At 71.0% G+C, this 14,097-nt stretch carries 14 protein-coding genes; 3 read left to right on the top strand and 11 right to left on the bottom strand.

What is annotated here, in order from left to right; all coding sequences use genetic code 11:
* Positions 1-18: 18 nt before the first annotated feature.
* From IE242_RS13980 to IE242_RS13945, 8 genes are all read right to left on the bottom strand, one after another.
* The gene (locus IE242_RS13980) at positions 19-558 is read right to left on the bottom strand and encodes an arginine repressor (protein ID WP_189858929.1); all 540 of its coding nucleotides are present in this window, start codon (positions 556-558) and stop codon (positions 19-21) included.
* A gap of 7 nt (positions 559-565) precedes the next feature.
* Positions 566-1,762 carry an acetylornithine transaminase gene (locus tag IE242_RS13975; protein WP_189858927.1) on the bottom strand — a complete coding sequence of 399 codons (1,197 nt, stop codon included), beginning with the start codon at positions 1,760-1,762 and terminating at the stop codon, positions 566-568.
* The gene (argB, locus tag IE242_RS13970) at positions 1,759-2,715 is read right to left on the bottom strand and encodes an acetylglutamate kinase (RefSeq protein WP_189858924.1); all 957 of its coding nucleotides are present in this window, start codon (positions 2,713-2,715) and stop codon (positions 1,759-1,761) included. The genes IE242_RS13975 and argB overlap by 4 nt, the downstream gene beginning before the upstream one ends.
* Positions 2,712-3,863, bottom strand: coding sequence for a bifunctional glutamate N-acetyltransferase/amino-acid acetyltransferase ArgJ (argJ, locus tag IE242_RS13965; RefSeq protein WP_189858922.1), 1,152 nt, complete (start codon positions 3,861-3,863; stop codon positions 2,712-2,714). Before argJ ends, argB begins: the two co-directional genes overlap by 4 nt.
* Positions 3,860-4,888, bottom strand: coding sequence for an N-acetyl-gamma-glutamyl-phosphate reductase (gene argC / locus IE242_RS13960; RefSeq protein ID WP_189858920.1), 1,029 nt, complete (start codon positions 4,886-4,888; stop codon positions 3,860-3,862). The genes argJ and argC overlap by 4 nt, the downstream gene beginning before the upstream one ends.
* Positions 4,889-4,977: 89 nt before the next feature.
* A complete protein-coding gene (locus tag IE242_RS13955; protein WP_189858918.1) occupies positions 4,978-6,216 on the bottom strand; it encodes a DUF418 domain-containing protein in 1,239 nt (412 codons plus the stop codon).
* A 715-nt stretch (positions 6,217-6,931) separates the two neighbouring features.
* Positions 6,932-7,894: a M56 family metallopeptidase gene (locus IE242_RS13950; RefSeq protein ID WP_189858916.1), complete on the bottom strand. Its 963-nt coding sequence runs from the start codon at positions 7,892-7,894 to the stop codon at positions 6,932-6,934.
* A gap of 10 nt (positions 7,895-7,904) precedes the next feature.
* Positions 7,905-8,279, bottom strand: coding sequence for a BlaI/MecI/CopY family transcriptional regulator (locus tag IE242_RS13945; RefSeq protein ID WP_189858914.1), 375 nt, complete (start codon positions 8,277-8,279; stop codon positions 7,905-7,907).
* 179 nt (positions 8,280-8,458) lie between these two features.
* Here IE242_RS13945 and IE242_RS13940 point away from each other — a divergent pair, with 179 nt between their 5' ends.
* Complete coding sequence (locus IE242_RS13940; protein WP_189858912.1) at positions 8,459-8,770, top strand: hypothetical protein; 312 nt, start codon at positions 8,459-8,461, stop codon at positions 8,768-8,770.
* A 124-nt stretch (positions 8,771-8,894) separates the two neighbouring features.
* Positions 8,895-9,791 carry an LLM class F420-dependent oxidoreductase gene (locus IE242_RS13935; RefSeq protein WP_189858911.1) on the top strand — a complete coding sequence of 299 codons (897 nt, stop codon included), beginning with the start codon at positions 8,895-8,897 and terminating at the stop codon, positions 9,789-9,791.
* Between the two features lie 55 nt (positions 9,792-9,846).
* Here IE242_RS13935 and IE242_RS13930 read toward each other — a convergent pair whose 3' ends face one another.
* Entirely contained in the window at positions 9,847-12,363 is a 2,517-nt protein-coding gene (locus IE242_RS13930; protein WP_189858910.1) for an alpha-L-arabinofuranosidase family protein, read from the bottom strand.
* Between the two features lie 158 nt (positions 12,364-12,521).
* Between IE242_RS13930 and IE242_RS13925 the strand changes: the two genes are divergently transcribed.
* Positions 12,522-12,965: a DUF6314 family protein gene (locus IE242_RS13925; protein WP_189858908.1), complete on the top strand. Its 444-nt coding sequence runs from the start codon at positions 12,522-12,524 to the stop codon at positions 12,963-12,965.
* Here IE242_RS13925 and IE242_RS13920 read toward each other — a convergent pair.
* Together IE242_RS13920 and IE242_RS13915 are read right to left on the bottom strand one after the other, a co-directional pair.
* Entirely contained in the window at positions 12,947-13,540 is a 594-nt protein-coding gene (locus IE242_RS13920; RefSeq protein ID WP_189858906.1) for a histidine phosphatase family protein, read from the bottom strand. The two genes, IE242_RS13925 and IE242_RS13920, sit on opposite strands and share 19 nt — an antisense overlap.
* An 84-nt stretch (positions 13,541-13,624) precedes the next feature.
* Positions 13,625-14,062 (bottom strand): GNAT family N-acetyltransferase, encoded by a 438-nt coding sequence (locus IE242_RS13915; protein WP_189858904.1) that lies wholly within the window; start codon positions 14,060-14,062, stop codon positions 13,625-13,627.
* Positions 14,063-14,097 lie beyond the last annotated feature (35 nt).

The raw sequence follows: 14,097 nt of genomic DNA, 5'->3' as shown, positions 1-14,097 counted from the left end.
GGAAGCCGTCAGCCGCCGTCAGCCGCCGTTCTGCGCCAGCCGCAGCAGATGGTCCGCCAGTGCCTGCCCCCCGTCCGGCGCGCGGCTGATCAGCAGCAGCGTGTCGTCGCCGGCGATGGTGCCGAGGATGTCGTGCAGTTCGGCCTGGTCGATGGCCGAGGCGAGGAACTGCGCGGCCCCCGGCGGGGTGCGCAGGACCACGAGGTTCGCGGAGGCCTCCGCGGAGATCAGCAGCTCCTGGGAGAGCCTGCGCATCCGCTCCTCCTTCGCCGACTCGCCCAGCGGTGCGCGCGGGGTGCGGAAGCCGCCCTCGCTCGGGACCGCGTAGATGAGGTCGCCGTCGGTGTTGCGGATCTTCACCGCGTTCAGCTCGTCGAGGTCGCGGGAGAGCGTCGCCTGGGTGACGGTCAGCCCGTCGTCGGCGAGGAGCTTCGCCAGCTGGCTCTGGGAGCGCACCGGCTGCCGGTTGAGGATGTCCACGATCCGGCGGTGGCGTGCGGTGCGGGTCTGCGGCACGCCGGGCCCGGTGTGCTGTCCGTGGTCCTGCGCCTGGCTCATCGTCGTCTCATTCTCCGGATCGTCCGTCCTCACGGGCTGCGTCGAGGACGCCGGGCAGTGCCCGGAGGAAGGCGTCCACCTCCGCGTCGCCGAGGGTCAGCGGCGGCATGAGCCGTACGACATCGGGGGCGGGCGCGTTCACCAGGATTCCGGCGTCCTGAGCCGCCTGCTGTGCACGGGGCGCGAGCGGCTCGGTGAGCACGATACCCAGCAGGAGGCCCGCACCGCGGACATGGGCGACCAGCGGGTGGTTCAGGGACTCGATTCCGTCCCGCAGCTTCTCGCCCTGCCGTTTCACGTTCTCCAGCAGTCCGTCGGCCTGGATGGTGTCCAGGACGGCGAGTCCGGCGGCGCACACGACGGGGTTCCCGCCGAAGGTGGTCCCGTGCTGGCCGGGCTGGAGCAGCTCCGCGGCCCGCCCGAAGGCGACGGTCGCGCCGAGCGGCAGCCCGCCGCCGAGGCCCTTGGCCAGCGTGACGACGTCCGGCAGCACGCCCTCGTGGGCCTGGTACTCGAACCAGTGGCCGGTGCGGCCGATGCCGGTCTGCACCTCGTCGAGAACGAGCAGCGAGCCGGTGGCCGCGGTGATGGCGCGGGCGGCCTTGAGGTAGCCGGCGGGCGGGACCACGACACCGTTCTCGCCCTGGATCGGCTCGATGATGACGAGAGCCGTCTCCTCGGTGACCGCGGCGGCCAGCGCCTGCGCGTCGCCGTACGGGACGTGGGTGACGTCGCCGGGCAGCGGCAGGAACGGTCCCTGCTTGCCGGGCTGGCCGGTGAGCGCCAGCGCGCCCATGGTGCGGCCGTGGAAGCCGCCCTGGGTGGCGACCATGTGGGTGCGCCCGGTCAGCCGGCCGATCTTGAAGGCGCCCTCGTTGGCCTCGGCGCCGGAGTTGCAGAAGAAGACCTTGCCCTCGCGGCCGAAGAGCTCCAGGAGCCGTTCGGCGAGGACCACGGGCGGCTCGGCGGCGAACAGGTTGGAGACATGGCCGAGGGAGGCGATCTGCCGGCTCACGGCCTCGACGACCGCCGGGTGGGCGTGGCCGAGCGCGTTGACCGCGATGCCGCCGACGTAGTCGAGGTACTCGGTGCCGTCGGCGTCCCACACCCGGGGGCCCTCGCCGCGGACGAGGGGCAGCCGCGGGGTGCCGTAGTTGTTCATGAGCGCGCCCTGCCAGCGGGCGGTCAGCTCCTGGTTGGTCATGCCGCGTCCCCCTCTTGCTCGTCCTTTTGCGGGTCGGGCACGACCATGGTGCCGATGCCCTCGTCGGTGAAGATCTCCAGCAGGATCGAGTGCTGGACCCGGCCGTCGATGACGCGGGCGGTGTTCACGCCGTTGCGCACGGCGTGCAGGCAGCCCTCCATCTTCGGCACCATGCCGGAGGACAGCTCCGGCAGCAGTTTCTCCAGCTCGGTGGCCGTGAGGCGGCTGATCACCTCGTCGGAGTCCGGCCAGTCCTCGTAGAGGCCCTCGACGTCCGTGAGGACCATCAGCGTTTCGGCACCCAGTGCCGCAGCGAGTGCCGCAGCCGCCGTATCAGCATTGACGTTGTAGACATGACCCAGATCACCGTCGTCCTGACTGCGGGCGATGGAGGAGACGACCGGGATGCGGCCGTCGGCGAGCAGGGCCTCGATCGCGCCCGTGTCGATCGCGGTGATCTCGCCCACCCGCCCGATGTCGACGAGCTCGCCGTCGATCTCGGGCGTGTGCTTGGTCGCGGTGATGGTGTGCGCGTCCTCACCGGTCAGGCCGACGGCGAGCGGGCCGTGCTGGTTGAGCAGCCCGACCAGCTCGCGCTGCACCTGCCCGGCGAGCACCATCCGTACGACGTCCATGGCGTCCTCGGTGGTGACTCTGAGGCCCGCCTTGAACTCGCTCACGATGCCGTGCCGGTCGAGGGCGGCGCTGATCTGGGGGCCGCCGCCGTGCACGACGACGGGCTTGAGGCCGGCGTGCCGCAGGAAGACGACGTCCTGCGCGAACGCTGCCTTCAGCTCCTCGTTCACCATGGCGTTGCCGCCGAACTTGATGACGACGGTCTTGCCGTGGTGGCGGGTGAGCCAGGGCAGGGCTTCCACGAGGATCCGGGCCTTGGGGAGCGCGGTGTGCTTACGCGTCGTTCCGGTCGTCGTTCCGGTCGTTCCGTTGCTCATGAGGAGTAGGCGCTGTTCTCGTGGACGTAGTCGGCGGTGAGGTCGTTGGTCCAGATGGTGGCGGTCTCGGACCCGGCGGCGAGGTCGGCGACGATGTGCACCTCGCGGTAGCGCATGTCGACGAGCTCGCGGTCCTCGCCGACGGAGCCGTTCTTGCAGACCCAGACGCCGTTGATGGCGACGTTGAGCCGGTCGGGCTCGAAGGCGGCGGACGTCGTGCCGATCGCGGACAGCACCCGCCCCCAGTTGGGGTCCTCGCCGTGGATGGCGCACTTGAGGAGGTTGTTGCGGGCGATGGACCGGCCGACCTCGACGGCGTCCGCCTCGCTCGCGGCGTTGATCACCTCGACCTTGATGTCCTTGCTGGCGCCCTCGGCGTCCCGGATGAGCTGCTGCCCGAGGTCGTCGCAGACGGCGCGGACGGCCTCGGCGAACTCCTCGTACGCGGGGGTGATCCCGGACGCTCCCGAGGAGAGCAGCAGCACGGTGTCGTTGGTGGACATGCAGCCGTCGGAGTCGACGCGGTCGAAGGTGACATGCGTGGCCGAGCGCAGGGCCTTGTCCAGTACGCCGCTGTCGAGGTCGGCGTCGGTGGTGATCACGACGAGCATGGTGGCGAGGCCGGGGGCGAGCATGCCGGCACCCTTGGCCATCCCGCCGACGGTCCAGCCGTCCTTGCTGACGACGGCCGTCTTGTGCACGGTGTCGGTGGTCTTGATGGCGATGGCGGCCTTCTCGCCGCCGTGCTCGGAGAGCCGGTCCGCGGCCGTCTGGATACCCGGGAGCAGCTTGTCCATCGGCAGCAGCACACCGATGAGGCCGGTGGAGCAGACGGCGACCTCGATGGCGCCCCGCCCGAGGACCTCGGCGACCTTCTCGGCGGTGGCGTGCGTGTCCTGGAAGCCCTTGGGACCGGTACAGGCGTTGGCGCCGCCGGAGTTGAGGACGACGGCGGACACCTGACCGCTCTTCATGACCTGCTCGGACCAGAGCACGGGCGCGGCCTTGACACGGTTGGAGGTGAAGACGCCCGCGGCGGCGCGGCGGGGCCCGTCGTTGACCACGAGGGCCAGGTCCGGGTTGCCGTTGTCCTTGATCCCGGCGGCGATGCCCGCCGCCGTGAATCCCTTGGCTGCCGTGACGCTCACGGTGCGACTCCGATCGTGGAAAGCCCGGTGGTCTCATCGAGCCCCAGGGCCAGGTTCATGCTCTGGACGGCACCGCCCGCGGTGCCCTTGGTCAGGTTGTCGATGGCGCTGATCGCGATGATGCGGTGCGCGGCCTCGTCGAGGGCGACCTGCACGTGAACCGCGTTCGAACCCTGGACGGACGCCGTGGCGGGCCACTGCCCCTCGGGGAGGAGGTGCACGAAGGGCTCGTCGGCGAAGGCCTTCTCGTACGCGGCGCGCACGGACTCGGCGGTCACCCCGGGCTTCGCCTTCGCGGTGCAGGTGGCGAGGATGCCGCGGGGCATCGGCGCGAGGGTCGGCGTGAAGGAGACGGTGACGGGCTCACCGGCGACCGCGCCGAGGTTCTGCATCATCTCGGGCGTGTGCCGGTGGCCGCCGCCGACGCCGTACGGCGACATGGACCCCATGACCTCGCTGCCGAGCAGGTGGGGCTTGGGGGCCTTGCCGGCGCCGGACGTCCCGGACGCGGCGACGATCACGGCCTCGTGCTCGGCCAGGTCCGCCGCGTACGCGGGGAACAGGGCCAGCGAGACGGCCGTCGGGTAGCAACCGGGTACCGCGATGCGCTTGGACCCCTCCAGCGCGGCGCGGGCACCCGGCAGTTCGGGGAGGCCGTAGGGCCAGGTCCCGGCGTGTGCGGAACCGTAGAACTTCTCCCAGTCGGCGGCGTCCTTCAGCCGGAAGTCGGCGCCCATGTCGACCACGAGCACGTCCGGGCCGAGCTGCTCGGCGACGGCGGCGGACTGCCCGTGCGGGAGGGCCAGGAAGACGACGTCGTGCCCGGCGAGCACCTCGGCCGTGGTCTCCTGGAGCACCCGGTCGGCCAGCGGCAGCAGGTGCGGCTGGAGCGCGCCGAGGCGCTGTCCCGCGTTGGAGTTGCCGGTCAGGGCGCCGATCTCGATCTCGGGGTGGGCGAGGAGCAGACGCAGCAGTTCCCCGCCCGCGTATCCGCTCGCTCCCGCCACCGCTGCACGTACCGCCATGGAATCCTCCTCCTGGATGGCATGACTATACGTATCGCTGCACGTTTATGCAATCCTTGAGATCGCGGCGCGGGGACGCGGCGCCGTCCTCACCTGATGCGGCGTGCGGGTCGCGTGGCGGCGTGCAGGAGGTGTTCCAGCGGGCCGCGGCGGAACCGCCGGGTGTAAAGCATCGCCAGCAGCATGGTCGCCGCGCTGAAGGCGGTCAGCTCGAACAGGGCTGGGCCCGCCTCCTCCTCCAGGCCGATCGCCCGGATGAGGAGGATGTGGGCGACGTAGGCGGTCAGCGCGACCACGCCGACTGCGGATACGGGGGCCGCCAGGCGTGTCACTCGCGGCATCCGGGAGACGGCGGCGAGGCAGGCGGCCACGAGGGCGAGCGCGACGCCGGTGTTACCGAGGACGGAGAAGGTCGTCTGGCTGTGCGGTGCGCCCACCAGCAGCCAGGCGGCCGGGGTGCCGTCCTCGAGGTAACCGACGGTGTCGGACCACCAGGCGGAGGAGGCGGAGCCGCCGTCCGTGGCGGCGGTGACGGTGCTCAGCGCGTTCGGCACCAGATGCAGCGCCAGCCAGGACCCGCCGTAGCCGAGGACCGCCAGCGCGCCACCGGTGACGGCCAGGCGGAGGCGTGTCCGACTGCGGGTGAGGTCGAGCCGGGCCACCGCCATGCCCGCGATCATGAAGGAGATCCAGGTGAGCACCGGATACTCGCCGGTGAACAGCAGTTCGATGATCCCGTCGGTGCCGCTGACCCTGGCCAGCGGGTCCGCGGCGATCACGGTGTCCGACCAGTCACCTCCGTCGATCCATTGCCGGATGACGTAGAGCGCCTGGGGCATGACCAGCGCGCTCACGGCGGCGATCGCCGCGAGCGTCCTGGCCCGCAGTCGGTACAGCGGAAGGACCGCGAGGAAGATGAGCCCGTAGAAGGCGAGGATCACATCGACTTCCGTATCCAGCATGGTCAGGGCGAGGCCCATGACGATCAGAACGACCGAGCGGATGGCGACGCGGCCCATCGCCTGCCGTCCGGCACGCCCGGTCCGCGGGTGCGGACGGCCGGTGATGACGACGAGCGTGAAGCCGGCCAGCAGGGCGAAGAGCGCGGAGGAGCGGCCGCGGGCCAGTTCCAGCAAGGAGCCCGGCAAGCCGCCGACCGCTGCCGGTTCCGGGCCGAAGTGGGCGGTGTACATCCCCAGGACCGCCAGTCCTCGGGCCAGGTCGATGCCGACCAGCCGTCCCGTCGACGGTGTCGGGGAAGCGTCCGGGAGGGGGTCGGTGGTGGTGTCAGGCTCTACAGGCGCGATTGTGTGCACATTCGGTGACATGCCCTACAGCGTGTAGTAGCTCATTGCCGCGCCCCACCCGACAACCGGCAGCAGACAGCCAGCCGATCGGCTGGATTTCTCCGGCCGACCGGCAAGGGCAGGGCCCGTGCGTGGCGCCGGTCGCCGCGGCTCGCAGCAGCCGCGAGGGGAACAAGGGACGCCGATCGTGACCCGTGCGATGCGTGCGCCGGCAAGCGGAGTGCGGCCCGCGCGATCACGCACAGCGCGCCATTCCTCCATACCAGTACTGCGACCTGCACACCTCTTCCCTCGCGGGCCGTTCTCGGTGCGGGCACACATACGGATGTCGAGGTTCCGGCAGCGAACTTTTATCGCGCGTAGTAGTTTGAGGGGGTCGACGCCCCATCGATCGTTCCGGCGGCGCCTCCACAGCATCGCCGAGTGCGGTCAACGCGCGGAGCCGGGGCAATACCTGCCTATGGCTCCCCCGGGTCTTCTCGCCCACCGCCGCTTGCTCCCGACCCGTTCACCAGCCGCCCCAGCAGTTCCGCCAGGTGCCTGGACCTCCCCCTGTGCCCGATGGCGTGCCCCCGGCCAGGTACCCCACCGCACCACCCGTCTCGCCGCCTGTCCGCCACGCGCCCGGAGCGGCGCCAGCAAGGTGGCCCCGCATGCGCTTTCAGGCCTGCCGACAGCCGCATGCCTTCCCCGCCGAGTGCGCCGTGAGTGCGAACCGACAGAGCGGGCCGGGCGGTCAGCACCCGTGGGCCGTTCCGGCGAGGAGGAACGCCGGAGTCAGGGCCAGCAGCAACGGCAGCACCGGCACCACGGCCGACACCGCCACCCCCAGCGCGAAACCCCACGCCTTCGCCCGGGACGGCGCGGCCTTGATCAGCCGACGCACGCGCTCGGCCGGATCGGTCCCGGTCAGCGCCGGCAGCCCGGGCGTCAGCACCGTCGGACCCACCTGGCACATCTCCAGCAGTGCCGAGGCCACGTGCCGCCGCCCGTACTTGCGTGCCGCCTCGTCATCGGCGGCCATCTCCGCCAGCCGGCGCACCTGCCGGGCGTACATACGGGCGAACCGGCTCCACCGGAAGGCCCACAGCAGGACGTCCGCGGTCAGGAAGGCGCGGTGATGACGGTATTTCAGGTGCGCGCGCTCGTGCTCCAGGGCCGCGGCGAGCTCACGCTCGGACAGCATCTCCACCGCGGCCGTGGTCACGACGATGCGCGAGCCGTTCCGTCCTCCGGGCACGCAGAAGACCGCCGGCGCGGAGTGCGGCAGCACCCGTACGTCCCCGTCACCGATCCGGCCGGGCGCACTCACGGCGTCCGCGGTCAGACGGTGCCGCCTGCGCTCGCGCCGCAGTCGTACCAGGTGCCACAGGGTGGGCACGACCAGCGCGAACACGCCCAGGGACAGCACCCAGGGCGCCGTCTGGTTGATCCCCTCGACCAGCCAGTGACCGCCGTACGCGGCATGGACCTTCCACATGTCGGCGTCGAAGAGCCACGCCACGCTGTGCTCCCACGCGTCATGGCCGAGCAGCAGCAGAAGGCTCGCCACCGCGGCGAACAGACTCACGGCGCAGGCCTGCCAGCACCGCAGGGCGGTCTGCGGGAAACGGCTGGCCCAGCGCGCCCGGGCCAGCAGACGGGCCACCGGCCCGCCGAGAAGCAACGCGTAGACGAGTAAGCCAACGATGATGAACAAAACAGCAGCCTCAGAGTTCGGCATCCGGGTCGGCGGGCAGGGCTTCCAGGGCCTTGCGCAGGGCCGCCGCCTCCGCGGCCCCGAGACGGCCGGCGAAATGCAGCAACGCGGTGGCCCGGTCGGACGAGGACTCGAGGGCCTGCTCCATCAGCGCGGCCGTGTAGTCCTCCGCCGACCGCAGCGCGCTGTAGCGGTAGGACCGGCCCTGCTTGACTCGCCCCACCCACCCCTTGGAGCGCAGGCGCTCGGTAACCGTCATGACGGTCGTATAAGCCAGCGGACGGCCCTCGTTGAGGGTGTCGGTGATCCATTGGATACTGACGGGTTCCACGCTCGCCCACACCACACGCATGACATCCGCTTCCAGTTCACCGAACGGTCTCATCGCCCCGACCTGCTCCCTCGCCCTGGGTCCCGGTGCCTTCCCGGAGGAAGGTAGCGGCCCTTGCAGTAGACCACCACGCACTTCCACGCCGTCCCCCGAACGGCACTTCCACGCCGTACCGCGAAGGCGCCCACCGGTCTTCGTCACGGCCCCCTGTGGCCCCTATAGGCTCGCCCGCCATGAACGTCATACGACTGCGGCGAAGAGCACGTGAGGCGGACCGGCCGGTCGCGGCCGTCCTGGGAACGGTCGACGCGCTGCTGAGCTGTGTGCTCTTCTGGATGCTGATCGGCTCACCGCTGTTCGTCGAGACCACCACGCGCGAGCAGGAGACCGCGGCTCAGTTCCTCGGGCTCCAGATCTTCGGCTGCTGGCTCGTGGGCGGACTGGTGCTGTTCTCCGTGCTGGGCATGACACGCACGGTGCTGAGCCATCTGGCCGCGATGCTTCTCACGCCCGTCGCCCTCGTCCTGATGCTGCTGGTCTCCTGACGGCTGCCGGTCTCCTGACGGCTGCCGGCCACCCGACCGGCCGGGGACTATCCCGGCCGCCCCGCTCGTTGGACCTGCCGTGTCAGCCGCTACGGCGGTGCCGACGAAACGGAGGGCTGAACCCATGAACGACGTCACGACGAGCGCGACGGACCGCGGCGCACCACTGAAGGAGGCGATCGGGCGGTACGGCCTGTGGAGCATCGGCCTGCGGTCGGAGGACCCGGCGCGGCGCGGCGAGATCGCGGAGGCCGCCGCCGAGATCGAGGAGCTCGGGTACGGCGCCGTCTGGCTGGGCGGCAGCCCCGGCGCGCAGCACGCGGAGCCGCTCCTCGGCGCGACGACGCGGCTCACCGTGGCGACCGGTATCCAGAGCATCTGGGACTACGAGCCCGAGGACACCGCGCGGCGTTACGCCGACGTGGAGGCCGCGCACCCCGGCCGCTTCCTGCTGGGCCTCGGCGTGAGTCATGCCAAGGTCACGGACCGGTACCGCCGCCCGTACTCGGCCATGGTCGGCTACCTGGACGCGCTGGACGCCGCGGGGGTGCCCGCCGGGCGCCGGGTGCTGGCCGCGCTCGGCCCGAAGATGCTGAAGCTGTCCCACGACCGGGCCGCCGGTTCGCACCCGTACCTGGTCACGCCCGAGCACACCGCGCAGGCCCGCGAGGCGCTGGGCGACGGCCCGCTGCTGGCGCCCGAGCTGAAGGTCGTCCTGGAGTCCGACCCGGAGCGCGCCCGCGCCACGGCCCGCGCCTACTTCTCCTTCTACCTGGGCCTGCCCAACTACACCGACAACTTCCTGCGGCTCGGCTTCACCGAGGACGACCTCGCGGACGGCGGCAGCGACCGTCTGGTCGACGCGGTGTTCGCCTGGGGCGACGAGGACCGCGTCCGCGCCGCCGTCGACGCCTTCTACGCCGCGGGCGCCGACCACGTGGCCTTCCAGGTGGTCACCGACAACCCTCAGGAGGATCTCCCTCTCGAGGGCTGGCGCCGCCTCGCCCAGCTGCTGGGCTGACGGGCGCGGGCGCGGCCCCGGCGGATCCCCGCCGGGGCCGCGCCCTCGTCCGGCGCTACTTCTGCTTGATCCGCAGGAAGGTGATCGAGTTCGCCGGGAAGGTGTACGTGAACCGGTCGGACACCCCGGTGAACACCGACTGCTCGGGCTTCACCGGTGTCTCCGTCTCCGTGTTCACCGCGTCGGGCGCGGCGGCCAGCGTGGTCACCTTCGCCTTCTTGGACGCGACCTTCGCACCGCCCAGGTCGATCGCCGTACGGGCGTCCGCCGACTGGGCGTTGACGACCTTGACGATCAGGTCACCGGTCTTCGCGTCCTCCGTGACCACCTGACGGAACGGCTCGGCCGGCTTGTCGTCGGTGAAGCTGCCCCACTGCTGGCCGTCGAGGTACAGGGTCACCTGGCGGCCGCGCACCTTGATGTCGATGTCGTAGGCGCGGCCCGTCTCGATCGAGTGCGGCTTGGAGATGAGTGTCGACTTGCCGCCGTCCGAAGCCTGCTCGACCGCCGACGACGTGTTGTTCCAGCCGCCCAGGTTCCACCAGTAGTAGTTCCCGGTGTCCTTGACGCCGAAGGCGATCAGGAAGCCCTCCTTGCCGGACTTCTTGGTGGCCTTCACGCTGAGGTCGTAGTTCGTCCAGGACGTGTCGCCGGCCGACACCATGGTGTTCTCGGCCGCCTCGTCGGTCTGCACGTACTGCCCGTCCTGCACGGTCCAGCTGCCGCCGCCCGTGTGCGTCCACTGCGCGGCGTCACCGCTGAAGTCGTCGCTGAGCAGCGTCGTGCCGTCCTCGCCCGTGACCTTCACGTCGTCGTACGCGGCCGTGGTCGCCCACGTCGACAGGCCGACGGCGCCCGAGATGGGCCCGCTCACCGAGGGGGTGGAGGTGGCGGTCGACGGGACGACGCGGTCGCCGACGTTGGTCATGAACAGCTTCTGCGTCTCGTAGTTGGCCGAGCCCCACGACGCGTGGTTGTTGAACCAGATCATGTCGGGCGACCACTGGACGTAGTCCTCGTTGGCGAGCAGCGGCGCGTAGCTGGCGAGCTTCACGATGTCCGCGTTGCGCTCCAGGCCGGTCATGAACGCGGCCTCGGAGAGGGCGTTCTTGAAGGCGTTGCCCTGGGAGGCGTACTCACCGAGGAAGACCTTGGGGCCGCTGCGGTCGTAGGAGTCGTAGCGGTCGTTGTTCTGGAGGAACCACTGCGGGCTGTTGTAGTAGTGCTCGTCGACCATGTCGACGTCCGCCTCGCGGTTGAGCCCCCAGGCCGTGTCGAAGGTCGTGCCGCTGTCGTCCGGGCCGGAGTTGGAGATGACGGTGATCTCCGGGTACTCGGCCTCGATCGCGGCGCGGAACTTCTCGAAGCGGGCGAAGAACTCGACCGGCAGGTTCTCCTCGTTGCCGACCCCGAGGTGGGTGAGGCCGAACGGCTTCGGGTGGCCCATCTGTGCGCGCTTGCGGCCCCACTCGCTGGTCACCGGGCCGTTGGCGAACTCGATCAGGTCGAGGGTGTCCTGGATGTGCCGCTGGAGCAGTTCCTCGTCGTCGGTGGCCCTGTTCTGGCCGCAGCCGGTGACGAGGGCGGGGACGACGGGCAGCGGCATGGCGCCGATGTCCTCGGCGAACTGGAAGTACTCGTAGTAGCCGAGCCCGTAGCTCTGGTTGTAGCCCCAGAAGTTGGCGTTGGTGGCGCGCTCCTCGACCGGGCCGATGGTGTCCTTCCACTGGTAGCTGCGCTTGCGCTCCCAGTTCGACTCCGCGCTGTAGTCCTCCATGGAGCCGGTGTTGACCAGGCAGCCGCCGGGGAAGCGGACGAAGCCGGGGTCCAGCGCGTCGATCTTCTCGGCGAGGTCCTCGCGCAGGCCGTTCTCGCGGCCCTTGAAGGTGTCGCGCGGGAAGAGGGAGACCATGTCGAGGGCGGCCGCCTGATCCGTGGCGACGGTGACGCGGCCCGTGGTGCTGGTGCGGCTCGCGGTGAACGTCGCCTCGTACTTCGCCCAGCCGCCGCGCGCGGTGACCTTGCGGGCCTTGGCGAGCTCGCCCTCGGAGTCGGTGAGGGTGAGGGTCAGGCGCGTCCGCCCGTCGACGCGGGCCCAGACCGAGAAGTCGTACTTCTTGCCGCGCTCGACGCTGATGCCCGTGTTGTAGCCGGAGTTGGTGACGGACGAGCCGGCGCCGAGGGACAGGTAGGTGCGGTTGCGCTCGTTGAGGCGGCCGTCGTCGTCCGCGGTCCGGCCGGTGCCGGTGACGGTCCAGGAGGTGAGCGGGGTGTACGAGCGGTTGTCGGCGGTGGAGTACTCGAAGGACCGGTTCTGCACGAGTTCGGCGTACAGACCGCCGTCGGCGGCCCGGTTGATGTCCTCGAAGAAGACGCCGTACATCGTGTCGTCGATCTTCGCGCCCTTGGCCTTCGGGTCGACGGTGATCGCGTAGTCGGTGGTGTCGGCGGCCTCGGTGCCGTCCTCGGCCTGCGCCGGGCCCGGGACGACCGCCGCCGCCATCAACAGGGAGGACGCGGTGACGCCCAGTCTCCAGCGGGTGCGGGACGACCGGGTGCGGGTGCGTGACATGGATACTCCGCGGCTCTGTGTGGTGCTCGGAACGTCATGGACGTTCCGAGCGTTCGAAATATCGAACACTGGTCAGCACTTCGAACGGCAAGATAGGGAGGGGGCTGTGACGCGTCAATGGGTCGCGCAGCATCGAACGGGACGGAGAGCGGAAAGGGATGGGCGAGTTCTGGCCAGTGCCGGATGTGCCGGCGTATCTCGCGGGGCGCTGGCGCGTGGAGCGTTCGGTGCGTGACCTGGCGAGCGGCGACGAGGGCAGCTTCGCGGGCAGTACGGTGTTCAGCGCGCTGGAGGGCGGCGGGCTGCTGCACTTCGAGTCGGGTGCCTTCACCTGGCGGGGCGTCACCCGGCCCGCCGAGCGGACGCTGCGCTTCCTGCCGGGGACCACGCCCGGCACGGCGGACGTACGGTTCGCGGACGGGCGCCCCTTCCACGACCTGGACCTGCGGACGGGACGGCACGTCGCCGACCATCCGTGCGCCGCGGACCTCTACCGCGGCGAGTTCACCGTCCAGGACGCGGACCACTGGCGGACCGTGTGGCGCGTGGGCGGACCGGCCAAGGACCTGGTGCTCACCACGGCCTACGCCCGCGACGGCTGAGCCGGCACCCCGTCGAAACGCAGGTACCAGCGGCCCGCGCGCCCCGTGACGGTGGTCGCCGCCAGGGGGCGCACGTCGATGTTCCAGTACGTCGAGGGCGGCGCCTTCAGGACGTACACCAGCGCCGCGCGGACGACGGAGGGTTCGGCCACGGCGACGACGCGGTCGCCGTCGCCCACGGGCCGGGTGTCGAGCCAGTCGCCGACGCGGGCGATGAAGGACAGCAGCGACTCACCGCCGTGCGGCGCGGACCGCGGGTCGGCCAGCCAGCCGTCCACCGCCTCCGGCTCCCGGGCCATCGCCTCGCCGAGCGTCAGCCCGCGCCAGCGGCCCATGTCGCAGTCGCGCAGGCCGAGTTGCATCAGCGGCGCATAGCCGAGGGCGTATCCCGTGGCACGGCTGCGCGGGGCCGGCGAACAGTAGCGCAGCTCGGCCACGGCCAGCGGCAGCAGACCGGGCGCGACCCGCTGCACCTCGTCCCAGCCGGCCCCGTCCAGCGGCCGGTCGTCCTCGAAACGCTCCGCGGGCAGCACGGGGCTGCGGGCGGCCGCGACGAACGTGACGCGAACCGACATGCGGCGATCGTGTGCCGTGGGAGCGGACGGGTCAAGAGGTGTTACCCAAGGGTCACCCAGGGTGCCCCGGACGTCACCCGGGCGTCACTCGAAGGCCAGCAGCATCCACTGCTCCGGCCGCTCGAGCCCCGCGAACCCGAGCTTCTCGTACACCCCGTGCGCGTCATGCGTGGCGAGCAGCATGCGCCGCAGCCCGTACGGCCGCAGGTGCTCCCGTACGGCCCCGACCAGCGCCGTGCCGATCCCCTTGCCGCGGACCGAGGGGTCGACGTACACGTCGCACAGCCAGGCGAAGGTCGCCCGGTCGGTCACGACCCGGGCGTACGCCACCTGCTCCCCCGACAGCGCCTCGTACACCCCGAAGTTGAGCGAGCCCTCGATCGCCCGGTCCTGTTTCTCGCGGGACCGGCCGATCGCCCAGTACGCGTCGGTGGACAGCCAGCGGTGGACGCGCCCGGCGTCGATGCGGGCGGGGTCGGCGGAGATCTCGTAGCCCTCGGGGAGGCTCGGCGTGTCGGTCATGCCGGGGATTCTCGCAGGCGGGGCGGACGAGCATC

The sequence above is a fragment of the Streptomyces poonensis genome, from assembly GCF_014650915.1.
Taxonomy (GTDB): Bacteria; Actinomycetota; Actinomycetes; order Streptomycetales; family Streptomycetaceae; genus Streptomyces; species Streptomyces poonensis.
The sequence above is the reverse complement of the archived record's forward strand: the minus strand, read 5'-3'. Positions and strand labels throughout refer to the sequence as shown.